Consider the following 21,220-nt stretch of genomic DNA (forward strand, 5'->3'; position numbering starts at 1 on the left):
CGGTGGCCAGCTACATCGAGTTCGACCAAGTCTCGGACAAGGTCTCCGCCTGCTTCAGCACCAACTCCACCGCTTGGAGCTGCTGGTCTGGCGGGTACTTCCACTTCTGCAGGCAACGCCGCACCAGGATGCGAAGCTTGGCTCGAACGCTTTCGCGCACCTGCCAATCCACGGTCGTGCTTGCACGCAGCTTCTCGGTGATCTCCACGGCAATCTTCTTCAAGACCTCGTCACCCAGCTCACGCACTGCGCTCTCGTTGTTGGCCAAGGCGTCATAGAACGCAACCTCGTCGGGACCGAGTCCGAGTGCCGCCTCCCGTTCCAGCGTGGCCTGGAACTCCTTGGCCATCTGAATCAACTCTTCGATGACCTGGGCCGTTTCGATAGCCCGGTTGTGGTACTTGCGTAGGGTCTCCAGCAGCCGGTCGCCGTACTTCCGCTCCTGCACCACGTTGTTGCGGGCACGTGCCTTGATCTCGTCGCGCAGCAGCTTCTCCAGCAGTTCGACGGCCAGGTTGCGGCTGTCCATTCGCCGCACATCCTCCAGGAACTCGTCGGACAGCAAACCGATGTTCGGCTTGTCCAGCCCCGCCAGCGCGAAGACATCCGCCACGCCGTCGGCAATGATGGCGTTGTCCAGGATCTGCTTCAGTGCGCTGTTCTTCTCTGCATCAGTGCGCTTCTTGTCCACGGTCGTGAACTTCGCGATGGCAGCTTTGATTGCCGAGAAGAACGCGATCTCCTTGCGCAGCGCAGCCGCCTCGTCCAAGGTGCCGCACAACGAGAACGCCTTCGCCACGGCCACCATCGTGTCCAGGAAGCGCGTCTTGCCATCCTTCAAGCCCAGGATGTGATTGGCAGCCGGGACCAACAGCGGCAGCGCCCGCGTCTCAAACGCGCTGTAGTCAAAGCCGTGCATCAGGCCGCGCACCACATCGAGCTTCTCAAGCAATACCGCCAGCGCTTCGGCTGCGCCATGCGTGGGGTCGCCCTTGCCCTTCGCTTCGGTGTAGTCCTTCAACGCAGCTTTCAGCTCGTTGGCAATGCCGATGTAGTCCACCACCAAGCCACCCGGCTTGTTCTTGAACACCCGGTTCACCCGAGCAATGGCCTGCATCAGGTTGTGCCCCTTCATGGGCTTGTCGATGTACATGGTGTGGCAGCACGGCGCGTCAAAGCCCGTCAGCCACATGTCGCGCACGATCACCAGCTTGAGCGAGTCGCGCACATCCTTGAAACGCGCCTCCAGCCGCTTCTTCACCTGCTTGCTGTACAGATGCGGCTGCAGCAAGGCCTTGTCAGCGGCTGAGCCCGTCATCACGATCTTGATCGCGCCTTGCTCCGGGTCGGTGCTGTGCCAATCGGGGCGCAAGGGCGGGTTGTCCTTGTCGCCAATGCAGATGGCGTTGTAGAGCTGCACGCAGATGTCCCGGCTCATGCAAACGATCATGGCCTTGCCATCCACCACCGAGACCCGCGCCTCGAAATGCTGGACCAGATCGCGAGCCACCTGCTGCAGACGCGGCCGTGAACCCACCAGCTTCTCCAGCGCGGCCCATTCGCTCTTGGTCTTCTCGCGGTTGGCGATGTCCTCTTCGTCCTCGACGACCTCGTCCACCTGCTCGTTCAGAGCATCGATCCCGGCCTGGTTCACGTCCAGCTTGGCCAGTCGGCTCTCGTAGAAGATCGGCACCGTCGCGCCATCGTCCACCGCGTCCTGGATGTCGTAGATGCTGACGTAGCCCCCGAACACGGCGCGCGTGTCCTTGTCCTCCAGCGCAATCGGCGTGCCGGTGAAGCCGATGAATGTCGCGTTCTTGAGCGCGTCGCGCAAATGCTTGGCGTAGCCGAACACGTACTTGCCCGTCTTGGTATCGAGCCGCCCCTTGGTGCCGTACTGGCTGCGATGCGCCTCGTCGGAGATCACGACGATGTTGGTGCGGCTGGACAGCAGCGGGTGCGCCTCCTCCCCCTCCAGCAATGCGAACTTCTGCACCGTGGTGAAGACGATGCCACCCGCCTCGCGAGACGCCAGCATGGCGCGCAACTCGTCGCGGTCGCCAGCCTGCACAGGCGTCGTCTTGAGCAGGTCACTGGCCGCGCTGAAGGTGGCGAACAACTGGCCGTCCAGGTCGTTGCGGTCCGTCACCACGACCAGCGTGGGGTTCCTCATGTCGGGCTGTTGCAGCAACTTGCCCGCATAGCAGGCCATCGTGATGCTCTTGCCCGACCCCTGCGTGTGCCACACCACCCCCGCCTTGCGCGAGCCCGGCTTGACCTCCTTGCCGTAGGTAGCCCGCTCTTCATGCACCTCCAGCAAGCCCTTGTCTGGGGTCTTCGCGGCAATCACGGTGGCGCGCACCGCCTCACGTACCGCATGGAACTGGTGGTAGCCCGCAATCTTCTTGATGATGGTGTCGCCGTCCTGCTCAAACAGCACGAAGTGCCGCACAAAGTCCAGGAACAGCTCGGGCTTGAAGAAGCCTCGCACCACCGTCTCCAGCTCCATCTGCAGGCGCGGTCGGTCGTCTTCGTTGGCAATCGTGCGCCACGGCAGCATGCGCTCGGCGTTGGCCGTGAGCGAGCCCACGCGCGCCGTCCAGCCATCGCTCACCACCAGGGCCGCGTTGCTGCTGAACAGGTCGCTGATCTCGTCCTTGTAGGTCTGCAGCTGGTTGAAGGCATCCCACACATCGGTCTGCTCGTTGGCGGGGTTCTTCAGCTCCACCACGGCCAGCGGCAGGCCGTTCACAAAGGCGATCACATCCGGCCGGCGCGGCTGCTTGGTGCCCGTGACGGTGAACTGGTTCACCACCAAGAAGTCGTTGTTGCCCGGCTGCGCAAAGTCGATGAAGTGCACCAGGTCGGTCTTCTTCTCGTCGCCTAGCGCAAAGTCCACCATCACGCCGTTCAGCAGCAGGCGGTGCACGCCCCGGTTGCGCACCACCATCTGCGGTTCGCTCAACCGTTGCAGCGCATGCGCGGCCTGCTCCAGGGCTGCGGGTGGCAGGTGCGGGTTGATGCGGGCCAGCGCGCTCAGCAGGCGCTCACGCAGCACCACCTGCCGGTAGTCGGTGCGCTCAGGGGCGCTGCTGTCGGGAGCGATGTCCGGGCCATGGGCGAAGCGCCAGCCCGTCTGCTGGAACCAGCCCAGGCAAAGCTCTTCAAGTTGTTGTTCGTTCAGCATGTTGGGACCCTAGGCCTCCCCGGCAGCCTGATGACCGATCAGGTTTGCGATGAAATAAGAAAGTCTCGCTAAATCAACGGCTTGCGTGAGGTTCAACTGGCGAGCCGGTTTTGCAATGAAATGGCTGCTACGCCCACGCCGGGATGTACCGCGCATAGCGCCGGGAATCCGGCGCATTGGGGTCGCTCTTCACCAGCCCCTGCTCCATGGTGGCCGTGATGATCTGCGACACCGTGTTGCTGCTGCCCTCGGGCAGGCCAAACCGCTCACGCAGCGACTGGTTGGTCATCTGCTTGCGCAGCACGTATTGCAAGACGCAATGCTGAAAGCAGGCGCGCACCCTGTCGCTGCCATTCATGTCACGGAACGCGCGTGGCCCATGGATCACCACGATCGTGCGCCGGTGACCGGTCAAGAACTCGGGCGCGGGTAATTGCATGAACTCGGCCGCCTCGATCACGCGGTCAATGCCGCTGCTCTTTTCTTCGCAAATGCCGAAACGGCGCATCAGGTCGGCCAACCGTTCGTTGCGGGACTGGTAGCCGTCGATGAAGCGTTCCACCGGCACGATGGGCTCGCCAGGGTTGGAGATTTCCACCCGATTGCTGAACACCTCCACCACCGGCGAGGTGCCGCCCATGTCGAAGTCCTGGTGGATCAGCGCATTGGCGAGCAGCTCTCGCACCACCACCTCCGGCAGCAGCTTGACTTCTTTGCGGATGGCCCCCTCGATCACCTCGTTCTGGGGCAGTTTGCCCATCACATACTGCACCAGCCCGGCAAAGCCCACGGCATAGCCCTTCTCGCCGGTGACGTCCGAAACGGTCTGCATCTTGGATTCGCCGGCATACACGATCACGCGCGCCGCCTTGCGGCTGATGTCCGGGAACTGCCGCATGTTCTTGGCCAGCAGCACCGCACCGATGTGCAGGATGTTGAAGCCCGACGCACTGCGCTCGATGAGGCGCTCGTCCAGCAAGCGGGCCAGCACACCGGCCTGGTCGGTCGGGTAGGGCAAGCGCATCAAGTCGAAAAAGGTCTGCGTGTCCAGCAACTGCACCACGTCTTGCGCAGACGCGGCACTCAGCGCAGCGCTCTCCAGCCAGCTCGGCTGCCCCTCGCCGAAGATCTTGCGCAGCTGGTCCTCGCTCATCGGCACCAGCTCCTCGCCCGAGCGCATCAGATACGCGCCTTCTTGGTGGTAGGCCGTCCCTTTCGGGCGTGCGGGAATGCTGAACACCAGCACCCGGCCATCAGGGTGCGCCACGGCCTCGACATCCACGCGAAAGCCCAGCCAATGGAACAGCTTCTCGGCGATATCCTGCGTATCAGGGAAGGCCTGGCTGCCCACCACGGGGCGCGGCGGCTTGTCGGCAATGCCCAGCACCAGATGCCCGCCGCCCTCGTTGGCGATGGCGACGCAGTAGCGGCACAGCTTGCGCGTGTCGTACTGGTTGGCCGCCTCCTTGAATTCGAGGTTCTGGGTTTCCGAAGCGCTACCGCGCCATATGTCGACTTGCGCGGGCGTGATCTTCATGCGCTGTCGCCTCCATCAGTGAGTTTGGCCAGCACCAACACCTGCTCGGCCACCTGCTCGCGCAGCGCCTGGGGGTAGCCGTACCTGCGCAGCACCACCCGCACCACGTTGCGCAGCCGGGCCTGCACCGCCTCACGCGTTTCCCAATCCACCACCTTGTTCTTGGCAATGGACGAGGCCAGCTCTTCGGCCATCAGTGCAATGCGCCCAGGTTCCACCTGTTCCGCTCCAGCAGGTTGGCGCAGCAAGGCCTCGATGCTGGTCAACGTGCCCGGCGCGGCGGCGGGCGCCACCGTCGCATTTGCCTGGTCCACGGCCGTCGCACTCTCGGTGATCGTCAGCTCGATGTGCTTGCCGCGCTGCTGGACCGCTGCCGCCATCTCGGCTTCAGTAGTGAGGATATTGCAGTACTCCGAGGCGCCCAGCAGGTCGGGGAACAAGCTGGCGTGGTGCACGTTCATGCGGCGCAGGTGCCGCAAGCAGGCATCGCGCTCTTCATTGCGGATGTAGATCTTGCAGATGTACTTGGCCAGGACGCCAGGCTGTTCATCCTCGGATGCAGAGCGCAGCTCTTCGTCTTCAAACAGCTCGTCATCGGCCAGCACACTGGCCAACTTGTTTTCGATGGTGGCGTCGGTGGGTGAGAAGATGAACAAACCGGCCTGATTCACCAGACGGCCGTGGTCATCCTTGCGCGGCTCACAAACGCGGATGCCGGTTTCATTCTCATGCTCGGCCAGAAAGCTCTTGTTGAGCACATACACCGCGCGGTAGGGGTTGGCGGCTTCTTCCTTGCTGTCGTCTTTGTGGAAGGCGAAGAACAGCGCCACATACGGCGAGTAGGTCCAGTCCAGCAGCGGCGTCATCAGCCCGTGGTGCTGCCCCACGGACCACAGCTCGTCGTCCTCATCCACCATGGCGGCATCGCTGAGCCGCCCGCGCACGGCACGTTTGAAGCGCTCCAGCTGCACTTGAGCCAAGGCCTCGGTGACGATGCCGTTGGTGGTCAGCCGGCCCAATGTGGGCATCAGGCTCCAATCGAAGCGGCGATGCCCACGAAACACCAATTGGACACCGGGCCGGTTGAAGAAATCGCTCTCCAGCAGATCGGTGAAGTCGCGCCAGGACTTTAGGCGCGTCACCGGAATGCGCCCGCTCAGCTCGTCGGCCATGCTCTCGAAGCGTTTGGCCGAGCTGTCAGCTGTCCACAGCGGAATCTCATCGAAGTAGTCGCTGGACTCCGGTGAGGTCGTTTCGGTCGGCGATATCACAGCGTCGTTCATGCCTCAGCCTCTGTCATTGGCTCCGCCACAGACAGCTCACCGGAAAGGAGTTTTGTTAGGAGGGTGTCGCGAAGGTCAGCCAGTGACTTGCTTGATTCCAGATTGGTGCGAATGGTCTTGCGTAGAGTCACCATTTGAAAATCAAAACACTGCAGCGTGGATGAATCAGGCAGCACCAACTTGAGACGATAAGCATTCTCTCGATTGAGGCCGGGCACAGCCGCATCTGTATTCATCTTTTCCAGCCCCAAGGTCTGCATTGCGTAGTAGCAAAAGGTCAGCGGCGCTGCCAACGGCCGAACATAGTAGGTCGTATCAATCGGGAAAAACGGCTTGTCTTCCCAATACAGACTGCCTACCGTACCTTTACGTCCGACGATGATTGAACCATGCGGAACGAGTGGCCTGTTGTGGTAGCCGGTAATGCCGCCGGAGCCGTATACCGGCACGTTGCCTTCTTGTCTATTAATCGCCTTAAGAGCTTTGCCGTAAACGAGCTCAAGTACGCTGCCAACACGCTGTGCAGACCACCCCTTCGGGATATACCCCAACTCCGACTCTTCCATTTCATCCGGGAACAGCGCAGCCGTGGCGGCGAGTTGTTCGAGTGCTTCGGGTGGCAGAGTATCGAGTTCGGCCTCCACCTTGCCGCTGATGGCGCTCATCGCGGCGCGCAGCGGGTCGCGGCCTTCGGCGAGGGCGGCGATCTTGGCTTTGACCGGATCGAAATCGACAAACCACGATTTGAAGATGGCTTGCGCCATGGCTTCGAGGGCTTGGTTAGTGCGGCGGTTGAGATCGATTTTTGAATCAATGCTGCCCAGAGTCTTGGCAATCCTTTTTTGAGTCGCAACCCCAGGAATGCGAATTCTCGCAAGGTGCAGATGGTTTCTGTTAAGGCCGGGAACCGCTCCCTTATCCGAGTAAGCCTGAAAGTCGAGGGTCTTGAGAAAGTAGCTGATGAATCTCGGATCATTGCCCTTGAAGTCACGGACATAGAGTGTTGTATTGAGTGGCCAAAAATCCTCGCTTACATAGAACACCTCGCCGATCGTGCCGTATCGGCCAGTGACCACGCCTGGGCCTTTCACCATGGCCTCAGCGTGAAAGTCACTCACACCTGACGATGAGACGATGGGGACAGCCCCAGCGACTCGTTTGTCCTTGGGTAGGTCGTATCCACGTTTCAGCTCGACTATCTCGCCAAGGGACGATTCTTTCCATTCCAAGTCAGAAGCCATAACCCAATCCCGCCAAGTTCTTCTTGATCTCGCCCTCCAGCTTGGCACTTTCTGCAAACTGCCCCGCCAACTGCGACGTTAGAAGTTTCATCTTGTCGGCGAAAACTTCACCGCTTTGCTCCTGCTCCTCAGCACCCACATAACGCCCCGGCGTCAGCACATGCTCGTGCTTGCGAATGTCGGCCAGCGACGCTGAGTAGCAAAAGCCCGGCACGTCCTCGTAGCCGTCGCTGTGCTGCCAGGCATGGAAGGTGTCGGCCACCTGCTTGATGTCGTCCACTGTGAAGTCGCGCAGCACGCGGTCTTTCATGTAGCCCAGCTGGCGGGCGTCGATGAACAGGAACCGGCCTCGCCTGTCGCGCTTCTTCTTGTCCAGGTTGAAGCCGTTGGCCTTGTCTTTGGTCAGGAACCAGATGCAGGCCGGAATCTGCGTGTTGGTGAACAGCTGGCCGGGCAGGGCCACCATGCATTCCACAAAGTCGCGCTCCACCAGTTGCTTGCGGATCTCGCCTTCGTTGTTGGTGTTGCTGCTCATGGAGCCGTTGGCCAGCAGCAGCGCCATGCTGCCGGTGGGGGTCAGGTGGGCGAGCATGTGCTGCAGCCAGGCGAAGTTGGCGTTGCCTTGGGGCGGCGTGCAGCCGGGCAGCCAGCGCCAGTCGTTCTCCAGCTTGGCGTTCCACCACTCCTTCATGTTGAAGGGCGGGTTGGCCATCACGTAGTCGGCACGCAGGTCGGGGTGCAGGTCGTTCAGCAGCGTGTCTGCGTTGCTCGGCCCAAAGTTGAAGTCCAAGCCCCGGATGGCCATGTTCATGGCAGCGAGCTTCCAGGTGGTGGGGTTGCTCTCCTGGCCGTAGACGTTGATGTGTCTTGCCTGATCTTTGGCGTTGGGACGCTTTTTCAGGTGCTCGGCAATGAATTCCTCGCTCTGCACAAAGAAGCCGCCCGAACCCATGGCGGGGTCGTACACCCGGCCCTTGAAGGGCTGCAGCATCTCGACGATCAGCGTGACGATAGCTTTGGGTGTGTAGTACTGGCCACCCTTCTTGCCCTCGGCCAGCGCGAACTGGCCGAGGAAGTACTCGTACACGTGGCCGAGGATGTCCTTGCTCTGGAGGTCCAGCCGCTGCCCGTTGTGGACGGGTTGGCTGAAGTTGGTGTCGGAGAAGTGAGCGATGAGGTCAGCCAGCTTGTGGCTGTCGATCTGGGTGCGTGCGAACTCTTTGTTGAGCACGTTCTTGAGCTTGCCGTTCTCTCGCTCCACGGCCTCCATGGCGTTGTCGATCAGCCAGCCCACGGTGCGCATCTTGTCGGGCACCATGACCAGCTCGCCCGCGTCGTTGCGTTCGTAGCGGCCGTCGCTGTCGCGCTTGGGCACTTGCCAGGGCAGCTCGGCGCCGGGGGGCAGTTGCGCTAGGTCCCTCAGCGTTTGCCAGCGGGCTTCGAACGGCACCCAGAAGACGTTTTTCTCGGCGTAGTAGTCGCGCACCTCCAGCTCGGCGGCGAGGTTGGCCGCGTACTCGGGCGTGCCCGCGCCGCCGTACTCGGCGGGGGCCATGTAGTAGTCGTGCTCCGGGTTCTGGAACTGGGCGCGCAGTTCCTGCTGCCGCTCCTCAAACGCGTCGGAGACGTACTTCAGGAAGATGAGGCCCAGCACCACGTGCTTGTAGACCGAGGCATCCAGCGCGGAGCGGAGCTTGTCGGCAGCGGTCCAGAGCTTCCTTTCGAGGTCGTTGAAGAACTGTTGTTCGATTGGATTCATGCAGTGGCCTTTTGGGGCGGCGAGATGCGGTGGGCCGAGCGCATGGCGCTGCGGTCGACCCAGCGTGGGATTGGTCGGCCGGGATTCTCCATCGCTACTTCGCTTGCTGCCCTGACCGGTTAGCCGCCCACCACACCTCACCCCACAAGTGATCCAGGTACCGCCCCTCGCGGTACATCTCCCCGTTGTCCCCCAGCGCCGTGCCGAACACGCGGCCCCTCTCGTAGGCGTGCCACCAGCTCACCGGATGGTCACCACCCATGCCGTTTGAAACCTGGCCGAGCCAGATCTTCTTGGGGTCAAAACTGCGCTCGTCCACCGCCAGCACGGGGTTGATCTTCACGCCATGCGAGTCGCCTTACCGCCCCACCGCGCTTAACAACCCCCGCTGCCGCAGCCAGTCCTCCACCCGCCTCGGCCAAGCCGATGCAGTGCCCAGCCCGTCCCGCATGCCAATGCCATGCCCGCCCTGCTCGAACAGGTACAGCTCGGCCGGCACACCGGCGCGGGTGAGGGCCTGGTAGTAGAGGATGCTGTTCTGCACCGGCACGGTCTTGTCGCCCTGCGTGTGCAGCAGCACCGTGGGCGGGGTGGCGGCCGTCACCTGCCGCTCTAGCGACGTCAGCGCCAGCAGCGCGGGGGCTGGCTCGGCACCGAGCAGCGCGCGGCGCGAGCCGGCGTGGGCGGCGGGGTCGGTCATCGTGATGACGGGGTAGACCAACACGGCGAAGTCGGGCCGGGCGCTGACGCTGTTGTCCAGCGCGGCGCCGGTGCGGCCGTCGGCATGGTCGAACAGCGTGCTGGCGCTGGCCGCCAGGTGGCCACCGGCGGAACTGCCCATCACGCCAATTCGCTTCGGGTCGACACCGAACTCGGCCGCGCGCGAGCGCACCAGGCGGATGGCGCGCAGCACGTCCTGCAGCGGCGCGGGGTGGCCCCACTCCTGCAGGCGGCTTTTGAGGATGAAGGTGGTGATGCCCAGCGTGCTCAGCCAGGCGGCGTACTGCTGGCCCTCGCGGTTGGCCGACAAGTAGCTGTAGCCGCCACCCGGGCACAGGATCACGGCCGTGCCGTTCGGTCGGTCCACGGCGGGCGGCACGACGGTGAGCGTGGGCACCGACACGTTGGCGATGCTGCCGTTGGCGTCGACGCGCTCGGGGCCGAGGTCGCCGCGCGTGGCGGGGGCATCCGCCTGCGCGGCGGCGGGCACGCCCTCAGGCCAGAGCGGCAGCACGGCCGGCGTGGGCGCGGCCTGGCTGAGCGGCGGCAGCAGGGTCAACAAGGGCGACAGGATCAACGGGCGGCGCTGCATGCGTTGGGCGGGCTCGGTCGCCCGTGTTCAGCTTCGTTGGAGTGCAGTTTGCCCGCGGGATGCGTTCATGGCGGTGAGTGATTGCGCGCCGGCGCAGTTGTAGAGATTCGTGAGATCTCCATCGCCAGGGCGGTTGTGGGCATGCCAGAGGACACAATTGGCCCCAAATCACTTGGCACGACCCGTGTCGATGACATGCCGAGCGCGATTTCGCCGCCCCTGGCCGGCCCACCTGCAACCTGGGGCACGCTTCGCGCCAGCACAACGAACCGCCCATCTCAGTGATCAGAAAGTTGATCGCGAGCTACCGAACTACCTATTGGCTTCTCCAGCAAGCATCTCTCCATGACCCGCACACCGCGCATTTCCCATCTGCTCCCCTGCGTTCTTGCCAGCGCGATCCTTATCGGCTCGGCCGGGCTCGCCAGCGCCGCGTCGCATGCCAAGCCCCACGCCGCGGCCAAGAAGGCTAAGAAGGCCACCGCCCCCGCCGAGCAGGCGATGACGACCGACGCGAGCGGGCAATCGGTGCCGGTGCTCGAGAACAAGGCGTGGGTGCTGATGGACTTCAACACGGGCCAGCTGCTCGCGTCGTCCAACCCGGACGAACCGCTGCCGCCGGCGTCGCTCACCAAGATGATGACCAGCTATCTGGTAGAGCAGGGCCTGAAGAACGGCAAGCTCAAGCCCGACGAGATGGTCACCATGAGCGAGAGCGCCTGGTGCCGCGGCGGCAAGGACGGCGACAGCTGCATGTTCGTGCCGCTCAACGAGAAGGCCTCCTTGATGGACATGCTGCGCGGCGTGGTCATCGCCAGCGGCAATGACGCCTCCAAGGCGCTGGCCGAACACGTCGGCGGCTCGGAGGCCGGCTTCGTCACCCTGATGAATGCCGAAGCCGCCAAGCTCGGCATGACGAAGACGCACTTTGCGAACTCCGCGGGCCTGCCCGACCCCAACAACAAGGCCTCGGCGAAGGACCTGGCCGTGCTGGCCGCGGCCATCATCCGCAACAGCGCCGAGTACTACCCGATCTACGCCGAGCGCGAGTTCACGTACAACAAGATCAAGCAGGGCAACCGCAACGCACTGCTCTACACCGACTCGACCGTCGACGGGCTCAAGACCGGGCATACGGAGGACGCCGGCTATTGCCTGACCGCCTCGTCCAAGCGCAATGGCATGCGCCTGATCTCGGTCATCATGAACGCGAACAGCAAGCAGGCCCGCGCCGACCAGACCCGGGTGCTGTTCAACTGGGGCTACGCCAATTTCGAGGAAGCCACGCCGGCCCAGGCGGGCGCTGCGCTGGCCAATGCCAAGGTGGTGTACGGCGTGGCCCCCGAGGTGGCGGCGGGCTTGGCCAAGCCGTGGACGCTGGTGGTGCCCAAGGGCCAGGCCGCCGCGGTCAAGACCGAGCTGACGCTGAACCCGGGCCTGGAGGCGCCCATCGCCAAGGGTGCCGTCATCGGCAAGGCGGTCGCGGTGGCCAATGGCAAGACGTTGGGCGAGGCGCCGGTCGTCGCGCTGGCCGATGTGGAGCGCGCCGGCTTCTTCCTGCGCATCAAGCAGCGCATCTCTGGCTGGTTCTCGAAGTAAAGCAAAGCCGGGCCGTCAGCGCCCGGTCGCCGCCCACCAGATGCCGCCCCACAGGTGATCCAGGTACCGCCCATCGCGGTACATCTCGCCGTTGTGCCCCAGCGCGGTGACGAAAACGCGGCCTTTCTCGTAGGGGTGCCACCAGCTCACCGGGTGGTCGGCGCCCATGCCCTTGGCGACCTGGCCGGGCCAGATCTTGGTGGGGTCGTAGCTGCGCTCGTCCACGGCCAGCACGGGGTTGATCTTCACGCCGTGCGGGTTGCTGAACTCGTACCACTCGTCTGACCAGATCCAGCGGTCGGGCAGGCCGAAGGTGGCGGGGTGGTTGGCATCGGCCTTGGTGACGACGGCCGTCTGCAGCATGGGGTGGATGACGAAGGAGCGGCCGACGAGCTTTTCGTACCAGGGCCACAGGCCGGGCTTGCTGATGATGGCGCGGTGCACGACGACGGCGTTGCCGCCGGCCTTCATGTAGCGCTCGAAGCCGGCGCGCTGAGCCTCGTTGAATTCCTCGCCCGAGCTGTTCAGCAGCACGACCGCCGCGTACCGGCTCAGGTCGCCCTCGAAGGCGCCGGGCTGGGCCGTCCAGGTCAGCTCGAAGGCGTGCAGCTTGGCCAGCTTCTCGAAGAGCTCGCGCGCCACCGGGATGTACTCGTAGTGGTACTTGGTGGGCATGGCCAGCACGAGGACGGCGAACTGGGTGTCGGCCGCCAGGGCCGGCGCGCTGGCCACGGCGGCGGCCACCGCGAGGGCGTTCAGGGTTTTCTTCATCGTGCGGCCGATTCTTCCAGCAACCACCCGCCCAGCTGCCGCATCGCCGCGGGCGTGCGCGCCAGGCTGCGGTGGTTGGTGCCGGCGAGCTGGTGCACGGTCACGGCCGCGCCGGCGTGCTGCAGGGCCTGCACCAGGGTGTGCGAATGCGCGTGCGGCACTTGGCGGTCCTGCTCGGCCAGCAGCACCAGCACCTCGCAGTTCAGCGCGCGTGCGGCGGCGACGCTGTCCAGCGGTGAGCGGAGCCAGGGCGTCAGCGGCGCGAGCAGCAGGTTGCGCCGCAGCACGGCGCGCAGGCTTTTCAGCGGCGTGATCAGCGCGACGCTGGCCACCGGGCGGCCGGCCGCGGCCAGGCGCGCCGCGAGCTGCATGGCCACGCCGGTGCCCAGGCTGCGGCCAGCCAGGTGCAGGGCGCCCGGCGGCAAGCCGAGCCGCGCCAGCCCCCAGGCTGCGGCGGCTTCGGCGTCGGCCACGCAGGCGGCCTCGGACGGCCAGCCGCCGCTCTCGCCCAGGCTGCGGTAGTTGAAGGCCAGCAGCGCGCAGTCGTCGGGCAGCCAGCCGGCAAGGTCGGGCGTCCAGGCAACGTTTTCGTTGCGACCGCCAAACCACAGCAGCAGGCGGCGTGGGGGCGGGGCATCCACCGGCACTGTCAGCCAGCCCTGCAGCTGCACGCCGCCCGGGCGCGCCAGCCAGACGGCCTCGCTGCGCCGGCGCGCGGCAGCGGGGCCGGGGTCGGTGCGGCGGATGACCCAGGTGCGGCCGAACAGCAATTTGCCCTGCAGGACGATGAGGGCGGCCGGCAGGGCAAGCAGGAGAAGCAGGGCCCAGGCCCAGGGCAGGAGAGCGGTCAGCGGCGGCATGGGCCGAGGCTAGGCCGCCTGCATGACAGCGTGGTGAGCGCGGGCTTCAGCGTGTGCAAGGCGCCGCGTTGCCCAGGGCCACACGCGGTGCCGGCACTGCGGCGGGCTTGGGTGCCCACACCGTCAGCGCCAGGCCGAGGCCCACCAGCGCCGCGCCGGCAATCTCGTTGGCATGCGGCGCCTCGCCCATCACGGCGTGCACGGCGATGACGGACACCGGCACCATGTTCAGGAACAGCGTCCCCAGCGGCGCGCCGAGCTTTTTCACGCCGGCGTTGAAGGCCAGCACGGCAGCCACGGTGGGCACCAGGGCGATGTAGACGAGCTTCGGGCTCAGGCCCAGCAGCAGTTCGGCCGACGGCGCCTCGGCCCAGCCCAGCAGCGTGGCGAGCAGCGCCACCAGTGCCAGACCGGGCAGCGCGGCGATGGCTGTCAGCGCGGTGTACTCCAGCGGGCTGTGGTCGGGCACCTTGGCCATGGCGCGGGTGTAGAGCACCCAGCCCAGCGTGCCGGCCAGGGTGATGGCGTCGCCCAGCAGCATGCGGGCATTGATCTCACTCGCCTGGCCCAGCAGGTTGGCCACGGTGGCCACACCCGTGAGTGCCAGCGCGGCGCCGAGGATGGCGCGCAGCGGCGGGCGTTGGCCGTCCAGTGCCCAGCGCAGCGCCATCGTCGTGAAGGGCATGGTGGCCATGATGACGGAGCCGTGCGAGGGCAGCGACAGGCGCAGGCCATGGAACACCATGATGCTGAACACGCCATAGCCGGCCAGGCCGACGAGGCTGTGGCGCAGCGCGTGGCGGCGCAGCTTGGCCCAGGGTTGGCTGCCGGCGAAGTGCACCAGCAAGGCCAGCACCGCGGTGGCCAGCGTGTAGCGGGAGAAGGTGAACCAGACGGGGTCGAGCTGGGCGACAACGGTCTTGCCGATCAGGAACAGGCTGCCCCAGGTGGAGGTGGCAAAGAGCAGGGCGGTGATGGCGCCGGGTCGGGTGTTGGCGGTCATGGAGCGTCTCCAGACGAATGTCGATGCCTTCACTCTCGGCGCCTCGCGCAATTTCATCCATTCGTTTCGGCCGACCGCCCCGTTCAGAAAATCCACACCCCCGCCCCGCCGCCCCTGAGCAGAATGGCGGCCATGGAGATCTACCAGCTCAAGACCTTTGTCGCCGTGGCCACCGAGGGCAACCTCACGCGCGCCGCGGAGCGCGTGTTCACCAGCCCGCCGGCGGTCAGCGCCCAGCTCAAGGCGCTGGAGGACGAGTTCGGCGTGAAGCTGTTCGAGCGCAGCGCCCGCGGCATGGCGCTGACGGCCGCCGGCGAGCGCCTGCTGGAAGAGGCGCGCCGCACGTTGGCCGCGGCCCAGGGCATGCAGGCGGCGGCCGCGCAGATCCGCGGCGAGGCGCGCGGCCAGGTGCGCATGGGCACGGTCAGCGACGCGGTGGCGCTGCGCCTGGGCGAGGTGTTCGTGCACCTGGCCGAACACCACCCGCTGGTGCAGCTGCAGTTGCAGCAGCTGGTGTCACTGCGCGCCATCGCCGCCGTGCGCCGTGGCGAGCTGGACTGCGCCTGCGTGCTGCACGAGCACGCCGAGATCGAGGGCCTGGAAGTACGGCGCCTGCAGGCCGCCGAGATCGTGCCCGTGGTGCCGCAACGCCTGCTGATACACGGCGGCCTGCCGCCTGACCTGGCCGGCTTGGCCGCCTTGCCCTGGGTGACGACACCGCCCGACTGCGGCCTGCGCAGCCACCAGGAAAGGCTGTTCGCCCAAGCCGGCGCCGTGCTGGAGGTGGGCCTGCAGGCCGACACCGAGGTGGCGGTGCGCAGCATGGTGGCGGCCGGCATGGGCGCCGGCATGGTGCGGCGCGACCAGGCCACGCTGATGGAAGACGCCGGCCAGGCCCGCATCTGGCCGGGCTGGTCGGCGCCGACCTGGTTCTGCTGGATCAGCAGCCCGGCGGCTCTGGCCGTGCCGGCCGTGGGGGCGGTGCGGGATGCGGTGGCGCTGACCTGGGTTTAAGGCGTCTTGGCCGCGGGTGTGCGCAGCTGGGCGACGGCGGCCTCGAACTGCTGGGCGGCCTGCTTCAGCGCATCCAGCTCGGTGCTGGCTCGCGCCAGTGCCTTTTGGGCTGCGTCACGGGCGGCGGCCTCGCCGCCGGCCGGCGCCGCGGCGATGGCGCCCAGGCGGGTCTGGGCCTCGGTCAGCGCGCGGGCAAGCTGGTCGCGCAGCGCGTCCAGGCGGCTCGACAGGCCCTGCGCCTCGTCCAGCTTCTGGCGCCTTGCCGCGTCGACGTCACCCGGCGCGTTGCGCAAGGCCTCAAGGGTCTCGCGATCGCTCTTGATGTGCGCCTCCAGCGCATCGCGCTCGGTGGCCAGAGCCGCCTGCTGGCGCTGCGGGGCTGCGGGGTCGGCGGGCGTGCCTTCGTTGCGCGCACGCAGGCCRTCACCGGCGCTCTTGCTGCCGAAGTAGAAGCCCACCACCGTCGTCAGCAGGGTGATGATGGCGGTGAGCAGCTGCTTTTGCGCGTCCATCGCGCTGGCCGAGGGGCGCGACTCCAGCGTGTAGAGATTGAGCTTGGCATTGGCGCCGGCATCGGTGCCCGAGGCGGCGCGGCCGGGCGAGGCGACGACGACCAGCAGCGAAGGTACCTGCTTGTAGCGCGTGATCTCGTCCGGCAGCCGTGCCAGCGGCACCTCGATCTGCTCGAAGGGCTTGTCGCCGGGGCGGGGCATGCGGGCCTCTTCTTGCGCTTCGCTGAAGAACTTGAGGCCGAACACCGCGAACAGCACCATCACGCCCACGGCCAGCAGCGTGCGCACCGAGCCCGAGGGCAGGCCGAAAGCCTCGTTGGCATCGTTGAGGTTGAGGCCGCCGAAGACGATGGCCGTCAGCGTCAGCGCGGTGGCCATCAGCACCAGCAGGCCGACAAACCAGAGCGCGGAATCGCCTCTCGGGTTCGGCGCCAGCAAGGTGAGCGCCAGGACCGCGCAGATCGCCAGCAGCCCGATGACGCCCCATTTGACCCGCCGGGAAACTTTCTCGTCATCCATGGCAATCTCACGCGCTGATATGCAGGATCGCGACGCTAACCGCCATGGCCGGGCCGGGCATCCTCAGCTTTGCGGAGCCGGCCGCGTCACACCTTGGTCATGCAAGCGAAGCGGTCGCAGCGCAAACTAGGGCCATGGCCTACACGCACACCCTCGGCGGCGAGCGCTACAGCTTCGCGGACCTGCGCACCCTGCTCGCCCGCGCCAGCCCGCGGCGCTCGGGGGACGAGCTGGCCGGCGTGGCCGCGGCGACGGTGCGCGAGCGGGTGGCTGCGCAGCTGGCCCTGGCGGACCTGCCGCTGACGACTTTCCTGAACGAAGCCGTCGTGCCCTACGAGAGCGACGAGGTCACGCGGCTGATCGTCGACACGCATGACGCGGCCGCCTTCGCGCCGATCTCGCATTTGACGGTGGGCGGTTTGCGCGACGCGCTGCTGGCTGATGCCGTCGACCCGGCGCAGATCGCCCCGGGCCTGACACCCGAGATGGCCGCTGCCGTCAGCAAACTCTGCCGCGTGCAGGATCTGATGCTGATTGCGCAGCGCTGCGAGGTCGTCACGCAGTTCCGCAGCACCATTGGCCTGCGCGGCCGGCTGGCCACGCGGCTGCAGCCCAACCACCCAACCGACGACGAGGCCGGCATCGCGGCCAGCCTGCTCGATGGCCTGCTGATGGGCGCGGGAGATGCCGTTATCGGCATCAACCCGGCGACGGACAACCTGCCCCAGGTGATGCGCCTGCTGCAGATGCTCGACGCCGTCATCTCTCACCACGAGATCCCGACGCAGAGCTGCGTGCTGACGCATGTGACGACGACGATCGAGGCCATCGGGCGCGGCGCGCAGGTGGACCTGGTGTTCCAGTCCATCGCCGGCACCGAGGGCGCCAACCGCGGCTTTGGCATCACGCTGGCGGTGCTCGAAGAAGCACGGCAGGCGGCGCTGGCGCTCAAGCGCGGCGGCCGCCACGTCATGTATTTCGAGACCGGTCAGGGCAGTGCGCTGTCCAGCGGCGCCCATCATGGCTGCGACCAGCAGACGCTGGAGTGCCGCGCCTATGCCGTCGCGCGGCGCTTCGAGCCGCTGCTGGTCAACAGCGTGGTCGGCTTCATCGGGCCGGAGTATCTGTTCGACGGCAAGCAGATCCTGCGCGCCGGCCTGGAAGACCACTGCTGCGGCAAGCTGCTGGGCCTGCCCATGGGTGTGGACGTCTGCTTCACCAACCATGCCGAGGCCGATGTCGACGATGTGGACAGCCTGCTCACGCTGCTGTGCGCCGCCGGCTGCAACTACATCATGGGCGTGCCGGGTTCGGACGACATCATGCTGGGCTACCAGAGCACGAGTTTTCACGACGCGCTGGCGATGCGGCGCCTGCTGGGCCTGAGGCCGGCGCCGGAGTTCGAGGCCTGGCTGCAGCGCATGGGCATCTTCGAGGCCGGTGACGTGCCGCGATTGGCCGAGGGGCTGCCGGCGCGGTTTGCGGCGCTGCTGGAGCAGGCATGAGCGCGGCGCCGGGCCGCCCCAAGCAAGCTCGCTCCCGCTTGGCGGGAGTGAGCCCGGACATGGGATGCCCWGTGGGCATCCCATGCCTGGCGAACGCCTGGCCGCGCGGTCGGCCAGGCAAGGCCGCAGGCCGAAGGGTGCACACGTGAGCGTCATCGAGCAACCCTGGGCCCGCCTGCGCCGCTACACGGCCGCGCGCATCGGCCTGGGCCGCGCCGGCATCAGCGTGCCGACCGCGGCCCACCTCGCCTTTCAGCAGGCCCATGCCGAGGCGCGCGATGCGGTGCATGCGCCGCTGGATGCCGACACGCTGCTGGCCGGGTTGCGCGCCTTGGGCGAGGCGCCGTTGCGGGCGCAAAGCCGGGCGGCGGACCGGGCGAGCTATCTGCAGCGACCCGACCTCGGCCGGCGGCTCAATGAGGCCGACGCCCAAGCGCTGCAAGAGTTGAACGCACCGGCAAGCGACCTCGCCTTCGTGTTGGCGGACGGCCTCTCGGCGCTGGCCCTGCAGCGCCAAGCCCTGCCGCTGTTCACGGCGCTGCGCGAGCGGCTGCTGTACGAAGGCGGCTGGACCTGGGGACCGCCGGTTGTCGCGACGCAGGCTCGCGTGGCTCTTGGAGATGAGGTCGGCGCGCTGCTGCATGCGCGCTGTGTCGTGGTGCTGATCGGCGAGCGGCCGGGGCTGTCGGCGCCGGACAGCCTGGGTGTTTATTTCAGCTGGGCACCGCACCTCGGGCTGGCGGATGCCGAGCGCAACTGCATCTCCAACGTGCGCCCCGAAGGATTGCCACCGCCAGCGGCCGCGGCCAAGCTGCACGTGCTGCTAGGCCTCGCGCGATCACGGCAAGTGAGCGGCATTGGGCTCAAGGATGAAGAGGACGAACGCGGCCTGCCGCACGCGGCGACGTCGGCGCCGCTGATGCGCCTGTTGGGCGGTTAGCGGCCCGGCCGGGGCGTCATCGTGTCGATGCCCGCGCCGGGGTCTTCCTCACCGGCCACGGAATCATCGAAGGCGCCGTTCTTCACGTCGCGCGCGGGCCGCTGCTTGGCGGTGGGCCGCTCGACATCGCCAGCTTGTGGTGCGGCCGGTGCGGGCTCGGGCGGGATCGGCGGGGTGCGGGTCGGGTCAGGCATGGGGCCTCCGGGGTTCAATGAAAAGGGGCGGCAGCGCCGCCCCTTCGATCAGCAAGCGGCAGGGGCTTGCTTACATCCACCAGGTCGAGCCGTAGTAGTCATAGACCTTGCGGCCGTACTCGTCGTTGTAGGTGGGCGTTTCGTCGCTCGGGTAGCGCGGTGCGCGCTCCAGCTGGGCCTTGTCGACGTTGACGACATAGCCATCCTTGCTGGTGTCGTACTTCAGCTGATCCCAGGGCAGGGGGTAGCGGTCGGTGCCCATGCCCAGGAAACCGCCGAACTCCAGCGCCGCGTAGCGCACCTGGCCGGACTTCTTGTCGATGACGAGGTCGTCGATGGAGCCGAGCTTGTCGCCGCTGGGGCTGTAGACCTTGGTACCTTCGACCTTGGAGGAAGAGATGGTGGGAGTGACGCTGGCCATGATGGAACTCCTGGAAAGTTGAACACGGGTCACGGGGCAGGCTTTAACCCGCTCCGCCAGGTGCTGTGCACCATGTGTCCAATGTGCGTTCGCTTGCGCCCCGGCACAGTCGGGCTGGGCGCCCCGGCGCTGTAGGAATGAACCGACTGTGAGGTGACGCGGCCCGAGGTTCCTGCGAACACCGCGGCAACTGGCCTGGACCCATGTTCGACCAGGGGGCACCCACGAATCGAGGCGCGACTACCAGGTTGACAGCGATCAATCGAAGCGTCTGTCCAACCAAATAGGCAAAACTCGCCATTTTGCATAAAATATTAGACAAATGACCGCAGCAAACCTTCCCATGCTTGATCGCCAGCTGCTGCTGCAACTGAGCGATCGTCTCAAGCGCCTGCGTCAGGAAAAGGGGATCGGTACGGTTGAGATGGCGAGCCGTGTCGGTGTATCCCGCTCCACGCTCAGCGCGGTTGAGGCTGGCGATCCAGGCACTTCCATCGGAACGTATTTGCGCGTCATGTCGGTGCTGGGTGTCAGTGGCGAGCTTGCATTGCTGGCGGGAGACTCGCTACAGCCTGCGCCTTCAGGTTCTGCGGCGGCTCGTTCCAAGCGCAGAAAGCCTGTCGTGCAAGTGCTTGTCTCTGCCGACGAGTCTCGTCACCAGATCCAAGACCTCCAGAGCATCGCGCTCCACGAGGAGGCAATCCGGGCGGTGAAGCAGGATCCGGCGCTACTCGACAAAGCCAAGGCGACGCTACAACTCTGGCTAAGCACCAAGCCGTCTTCTCGCTCCGCGAGCCTATGGAATGAATGGCAGAACATTCTTGAAGGCCGCAAGTGGCGCAAAGTGCTGGGCCGCACGCGGCGTGCGCAGGAGTTGCGCCAGGCCTCGCCGCTACCGACCATCCTGCCTGAGACTGCACGCCAGACCATCCTGGCCGCAGTCAGCGAACTCAAGAGCGGCGTACGACTGGGTGGCGACATCGATGGGCAGACGCCATGACTCGCGAGGAACTGGAACACATCATCCGCGCAAGCGCGGACGTGACCGATCAGTACGAATTCGTCATCGTAGGAAGCCAGTCCATCCTTGGTGCCATCCCCAACCCTGACCCGGTCTTCACTGCCTCGGCTGAAGCGGACATCTACCCACTCCAAGCGCCCGAACTGGCCGACAAAATCGATGGCGCCATCGGTGAAGGGTCGCAGTTCCACGAGCGGAACGGCTACTACGCGCAAGGCGTTGGCCCCGACACCGCGATCCTGCCGGAGGGCTGGTTTCTCCGTGTGCATCGAGTTCAGAACGGCAACACCAACGGCCGGGTCGGCTACTGCCTGGACCTGCCAGACCTATTCATGTCAAAGGCGATAGCAGGCCGGGACAAGGATCGCGAGTTCTGCATGGCCATGCTTGAGCACCGCTATCTGCGACCGAACCAAGCCCTGAATCTGGTCCAACAAATGCCGCTTGATGATCAGCAGCAGCGAAGCCTGCGCGCAACCATCCGTCGCTGGGTCAAGGCGCTACGGGATGCGGGGCACGAAATATCAGAGAGTTAGTTCTCG

Annotated in this window: 19 protein-coding genes; 6 read left to right on the plus strand and 13 right to left on the minus strand. The window is 65.9% G+C overall.

The features are described 5' to 3' along the window. Positions 1-10: 10 nt before the first annotated feature. The 7 genes from ACXJKJ_RS01775 to ACXJKJ_RS01805 form a co-directional block, all read right to left on the minus strand. Positions 11-3,187, minus strand: coding sequence for a type I restriction endonuclease subunit R (locus ACXJKJ_RS01775; RefSeq protein WP_457388790.1), 3,177 nt, complete (start codon positions 3,185-3,187; stop codon positions 11-13). A 127-nt stretch (positions 3,188-3,314) separates the two neighbouring features. After that, the gene (locus tag ACXJKJ_RS01780) at positions 3,315-4,724 is read right to left on the minus strand and encodes an ATP-binding protein (RefSeq protein WP_457388792.1); all 1,410 of its coding nucleotides are present in this window, start codon (positions 4,722-4,724) and stop codon (positions 3,315-3,317) included. Beyond that, complete coding sequence (locus tag ACXJKJ_RS01785) at positions 4,721-6,007, minus strand: FRG domain-containing protein (protein ID WP_457388794.1); 1,287 nt, start codon at positions 6,005-6,007, stop codon at positions 4,721-4,723. Before ACXJKJ_RS01785 ends, ACXJKJ_RS01780 begins: the two co-directional genes overlap by 4 nt. Further along, on the minus strand, positions 6,004-7,248 hold the full coding sequence (locus ACXJKJ_RS01790) for a restriction endonuclease subunit S (RefSeq protein WP_457388796.1): 1,245 nt from the start codon (positions 7,246-7,248) through the stop codon (positions 6,004-6,006). Before ACXJKJ_RS01790 ends, ACXJKJ_RS01785 begins: the two co-directional genes overlap by 4 nt. Beyond that, positions 7,238-9,007, minus strand: coding sequence for a class I SAM-dependent DNA methyltransferase (locus ACXJKJ_RS01795; RefSeq protein WP_457388797.1), 1,770 nt, complete (start codon positions 9,005-9,007; stop codon positions 7,238-7,240). The genes ACXJKJ_RS01790 and ACXJKJ_RS01795 overlap by 11 nt, the downstream gene beginning before the upstream one ends. Positions 9,008-9,101: 94 nt before the next feature. Then, entirely contained in the window at positions 9,102-9,350 is a 249-nt protein-coding gene (locus tag ACXJKJ_RS01800; protein WP_457388799.1) for a ThuA domain-containing protein, read from the minus strand. 15 nt (positions 9,351-9,365) lie between these two features. Next, positions 9,366-10,319 (minus strand): alpha/beta hydrolase, encoded by a 954-nt coding sequence (locus ACXJKJ_RS01805; RefSeq protein WP_457388801.1) that lies wholly within the window; start codon positions 10,317-10,319, stop codon positions 9,366-9,368. A 345-nt stretch (positions 10,320-10,664) separates the two neighbouring features. On the opposite strand from ACXJKJ_RS01805, the gene ACXJKJ_RS01810 reads away from it, so the two are divergent. Next, positions 10,665-11,918, plus strand: a complete 1,254-nt coding sequence (locus tag ACXJKJ_RS01810; protein WP_457388803.1) for a D-alanyl-D-alanine carboxypeptidase family protein — start codon at positions 10,665-10,667, stop codon at positions 11,916-11,918. 15 nt (positions 11,919-11,933) lie between these two features. Here ACXJKJ_RS01810 and ACXJKJ_RS01815 read toward each other — a convergent pair whose 3' ends face one another. The 3 genes from ACXJKJ_RS01815 to ACXJKJ_RS01825 are packed head-to-tail and all read right to left on the minus strand — an operon-like array spanning position 11,934 to position 14,552. Beyond that, positions 11,934-12,689, minus strand: a complete 756-nt coding sequence (locus ACXJKJ_RS01815; RefSeq protein ID WP_457388805.1) for a ThuA domain-containing protein — start codon at positions 12,687-12,689, stop codon at positions 11,934-11,936. Continuing rightward, positions 12,686-13,549, minus strand: coding sequence for an alpha/beta hydrolase (locus ACXJKJ_RS01820; RefSeq protein ID WP_457388806.1), 864 nt, complete (start codon positions 13,547-13,549; stop codon positions 12,686-12,688). The genes ACXJKJ_RS01815 and ACXJKJ_RS01820 overlap by 4 nt, the downstream gene beginning before the upstream one ends. A gap of 46 nt (positions 13,550-13,595) precedes the next feature. Next, positions 13,596-14,552 carry a DMT family transporter gene (locus tag ACXJKJ_RS01825; RefSeq protein WP_457388807.1) on the minus strand — a complete coding sequence of 319 codons (957 nt, stop codon included), beginning with the start codon at positions 14,550-14,552 and terminating at the stop codon, positions 13,596-13,598. 132 nt (positions 14,553-14,684) lie between these two features. Here ACXJKJ_RS01825 and ACXJKJ_RS01830 point away from each other — a divergent pair, with 132 nt between their 5' ends. Continuing rightward, on the plus strand, positions 14,685-15,566 hold the full coding sequence (locus tag ACXJKJ_RS01830) for a LysR family transcriptional regulator (protein WP_457388809.1): 882 nt from the start codon (positions 14,685-14,687) through the stop codon (positions 15,564-15,566). On the opposite strand, the gene ACXJKJ_RS01835 is transcribed toward ACXJKJ_RS01830, so the two are convergent. Next, positions 15,563-16,597, minus strand: a complete 1,035-nt coding sequence (locus tag ACXJKJ_RS01835; protein ID WP_457388811.1) for a hypothetical protein — start codon at positions 16,595-16,597, stop codon at positions 15,563-15,565. The genes ACXJKJ_RS01830 and ACXJKJ_RS01835 overlap by 4 nt on opposite strands. A gap of 134 nt (positions 16,598-16,731) precedes the next feature. On the opposite strand from ACXJKJ_RS01835, the gene ACXJKJ_RS01840 reads away from it, so the two are divergent. Together ACXJKJ_RS01840 and eutC are read left to right on the plus strand one after the other, a co-directional pair. Next, positions 16,732-18,102 carry an ethanolamine ammonia-lyase subunit EutB gene (locus ACXJKJ_RS01840; protein WP_457388812.1) on the plus strand — a complete coding sequence of 457 codons (1,371 nt, stop codon included), beginning with the start codon at positions 16,732-16,734 and terminating at the stop codon, positions 18,100-18,102. 145 nt (positions 18,103-18,247) lie between these two features. Beyond that, positions 18,248-19,042 carry an ethanolamine ammonia-lyase subunit EutC gene (eutC, locus tag ACXJKJ_RS01845; protein ID WP_457388814.1) on the plus strand — a complete coding sequence of 265 codons (795 nt, stop codon included), beginning with the start codon at positions 18,248-18,250 and terminating at the stop codon, positions 19,040-19,042. Here the strand turns inward: eutC and ACXJKJ_RS01850 are convergent. Beyond that, a complete protein-coding gene (locus tag ACXJKJ_RS01850) occupies positions 19,039-19,236 on the minus strand; it encodes a hypothetical protein (RefSeq protein ID WP_056191317.1) in 198 nt (65 codons plus the stop codon). The two genes, eutC and ACXJKJ_RS01850, sit on opposite strands and share 4 nt — an antisense overlap. A gap of 70 nt (positions 19,237-19,306) precedes the next feature. Further along, on the minus strand, positions 19,307-19,657 hold the full coding sequence (locus ACXJKJ_RS01855; RefSeq protein WP_056191319.1) for a PRC-barrel domain-containing protein: 351 nt from the start codon (positions 19,655-19,657) through the stop codon (positions 19,307-19,309). A gap of 343 nt (positions 19,658-20,000) precedes the next feature. Between ACXJKJ_RS01855 and ACXJKJ_RS01860 the strand changes: the two genes are divergently transcribed. Together ACXJKJ_RS01860 and ACXJKJ_RS01865 are read left to right on the plus strand one after the other, a co-directional pair. Beyond that, on the plus strand, positions 20,001-20,657 hold the full coding sequence (locus ACXJKJ_RS01860; protein WP_457388816.1) for a helix-turn-helix transcriptional regulator: 657 nt from the start codon (positions 20,001-20,003) through the stop codon (positions 20,655-20,657). Further along, positions 20,654-21,214, plus strand: a complete 561-nt coding sequence (locus ACXJKJ_RS01865; RefSeq protein WP_457388817.1) for a DUF6036 family nucleotidyltransferase — start codon at positions 20,654-20,656, stop codon at positions 21,212-21,214. The genes ACXJKJ_RS01860 and ACXJKJ_RS01865 overlap by 4 nt, the downstream gene beginning before the upstream one ends. Positions 21,215-21,220: the final 6 nt, after the last annotated feature.

Source organism: Roseateles sp. P5_E1 (assembly GCF_054049335.1).

Coding starts and splice junctions, on each gene's coding strand:
- ACXJKJ_RS01775 (WP_457388790.1), bottom strand. CDS start 3,187: ATGCTGAACGAACAACAACTTGAAGAGCTTTGCCTGGGCTGGTTCCAG.
- ACXJKJ_RS01780 (WP_457388792.1), bottom strand. CDS start 4,724: ATGAAGATCACGCCCGCGCAAGTCGACATATGGCGCGGTAGCGCTTCG.
- ACXJKJ_RS01785 (WP_457388794.1), bottom strand. CDS start 6,007: ATGAACGACGCTGTGATATCGCCGACCGAAACGACCTCACCGGAGTCC.
- ACXJKJ_RS01790 (WP_457388796.1), bottom strand. CDS start 7,248: ATGGCTTCTGACTTGGAATGGAAAGAATCGTCCCTTGGCGAGATAGTC.
- ACXJKJ_RS01795 (WP_457388797.1), bottom strand. CDS start 9,007: ATGAATCCAATCGAACAACAGTTCTTCAACGACCTCGAAAGGAAGCTC.
- ACXJKJ_RS01805 (WP_457388801.1), bottom strand. CDS start 10,319: ATGCAGCGCCGCCCGTTGATCCTGTCGCCCTTGTTGACCCTGCTGCCG.
- ACXJKJ_RS01810 (WP_457388803.1), top strand. CDS start 10,665: ATGACCCGCACACCGCGCATTTCCCATCTGCTCCCCTGCGTTCTTGCC.
- ACXJKJ_RS01815 (WP_457388805.1), bottom strand. CDS start 12,689: ATGAAGAAAACCCTGAACGCCCTCGCGGTGGCCGCCGCCGTGGCCAGC.
- ACXJKJ_RS01820 (WP_457388806.1), bottom strand. CDS start 13,549: ATGCCGCCGCTGACCGCTCTCCTGCCCTGGGCCTGGGCCCTGCTTCTC.
- ACXJKJ_RS01825 (WP_457388807.1), bottom strand. CDS start 14,552: ATGACCGCCAACACCCGACCCGGCGCCATCACCGCCCTGCTCTTTGCC.
- ACXJKJ_RS01830 (WP_457388809.1), top strand. CDS start 14,685: ATGGAGATCTACCAGCTCAAGACCTTTGTCGCCGTGGCCACCGAGGGC.
- ACXJKJ_RS01840 (WP_457388812.1), top strand. CDS start 16,732: ATGGCCTACACGCACACCCTCGGCGGCGAGCGCTACAGCTTCGCGGAC.
- ACXJKJ_RS01850 (WP_056191317.1), bottom strand. CDS start 19,236: ATGCCTGACCCGACCCGCACCCCGCCGATCCCGCCCGAGCCCGCACCG.
- ACXJKJ_RS01855 (WP_056191319.1), bottom strand. CDS start 19,657: ATGGCCAGCGTCACTCCCACCATCTCTTCCTCCAAGGTCGAAGGTACC.
- ACXJKJ_RS01860 (WP_457388816.1), top strand. CDS start 20,001: ATGCTTGATCGCCAGCTGCTGCTGCAACTGAGCGATCGTCTCAAGCGC.
- ACXJKJ_RS01865 (WP_457388817.1), top strand. CDS start 20,654: ATGACTCGCGAGGAACTGGAACACATCATCCGCGCAAGCGCGGACGTG.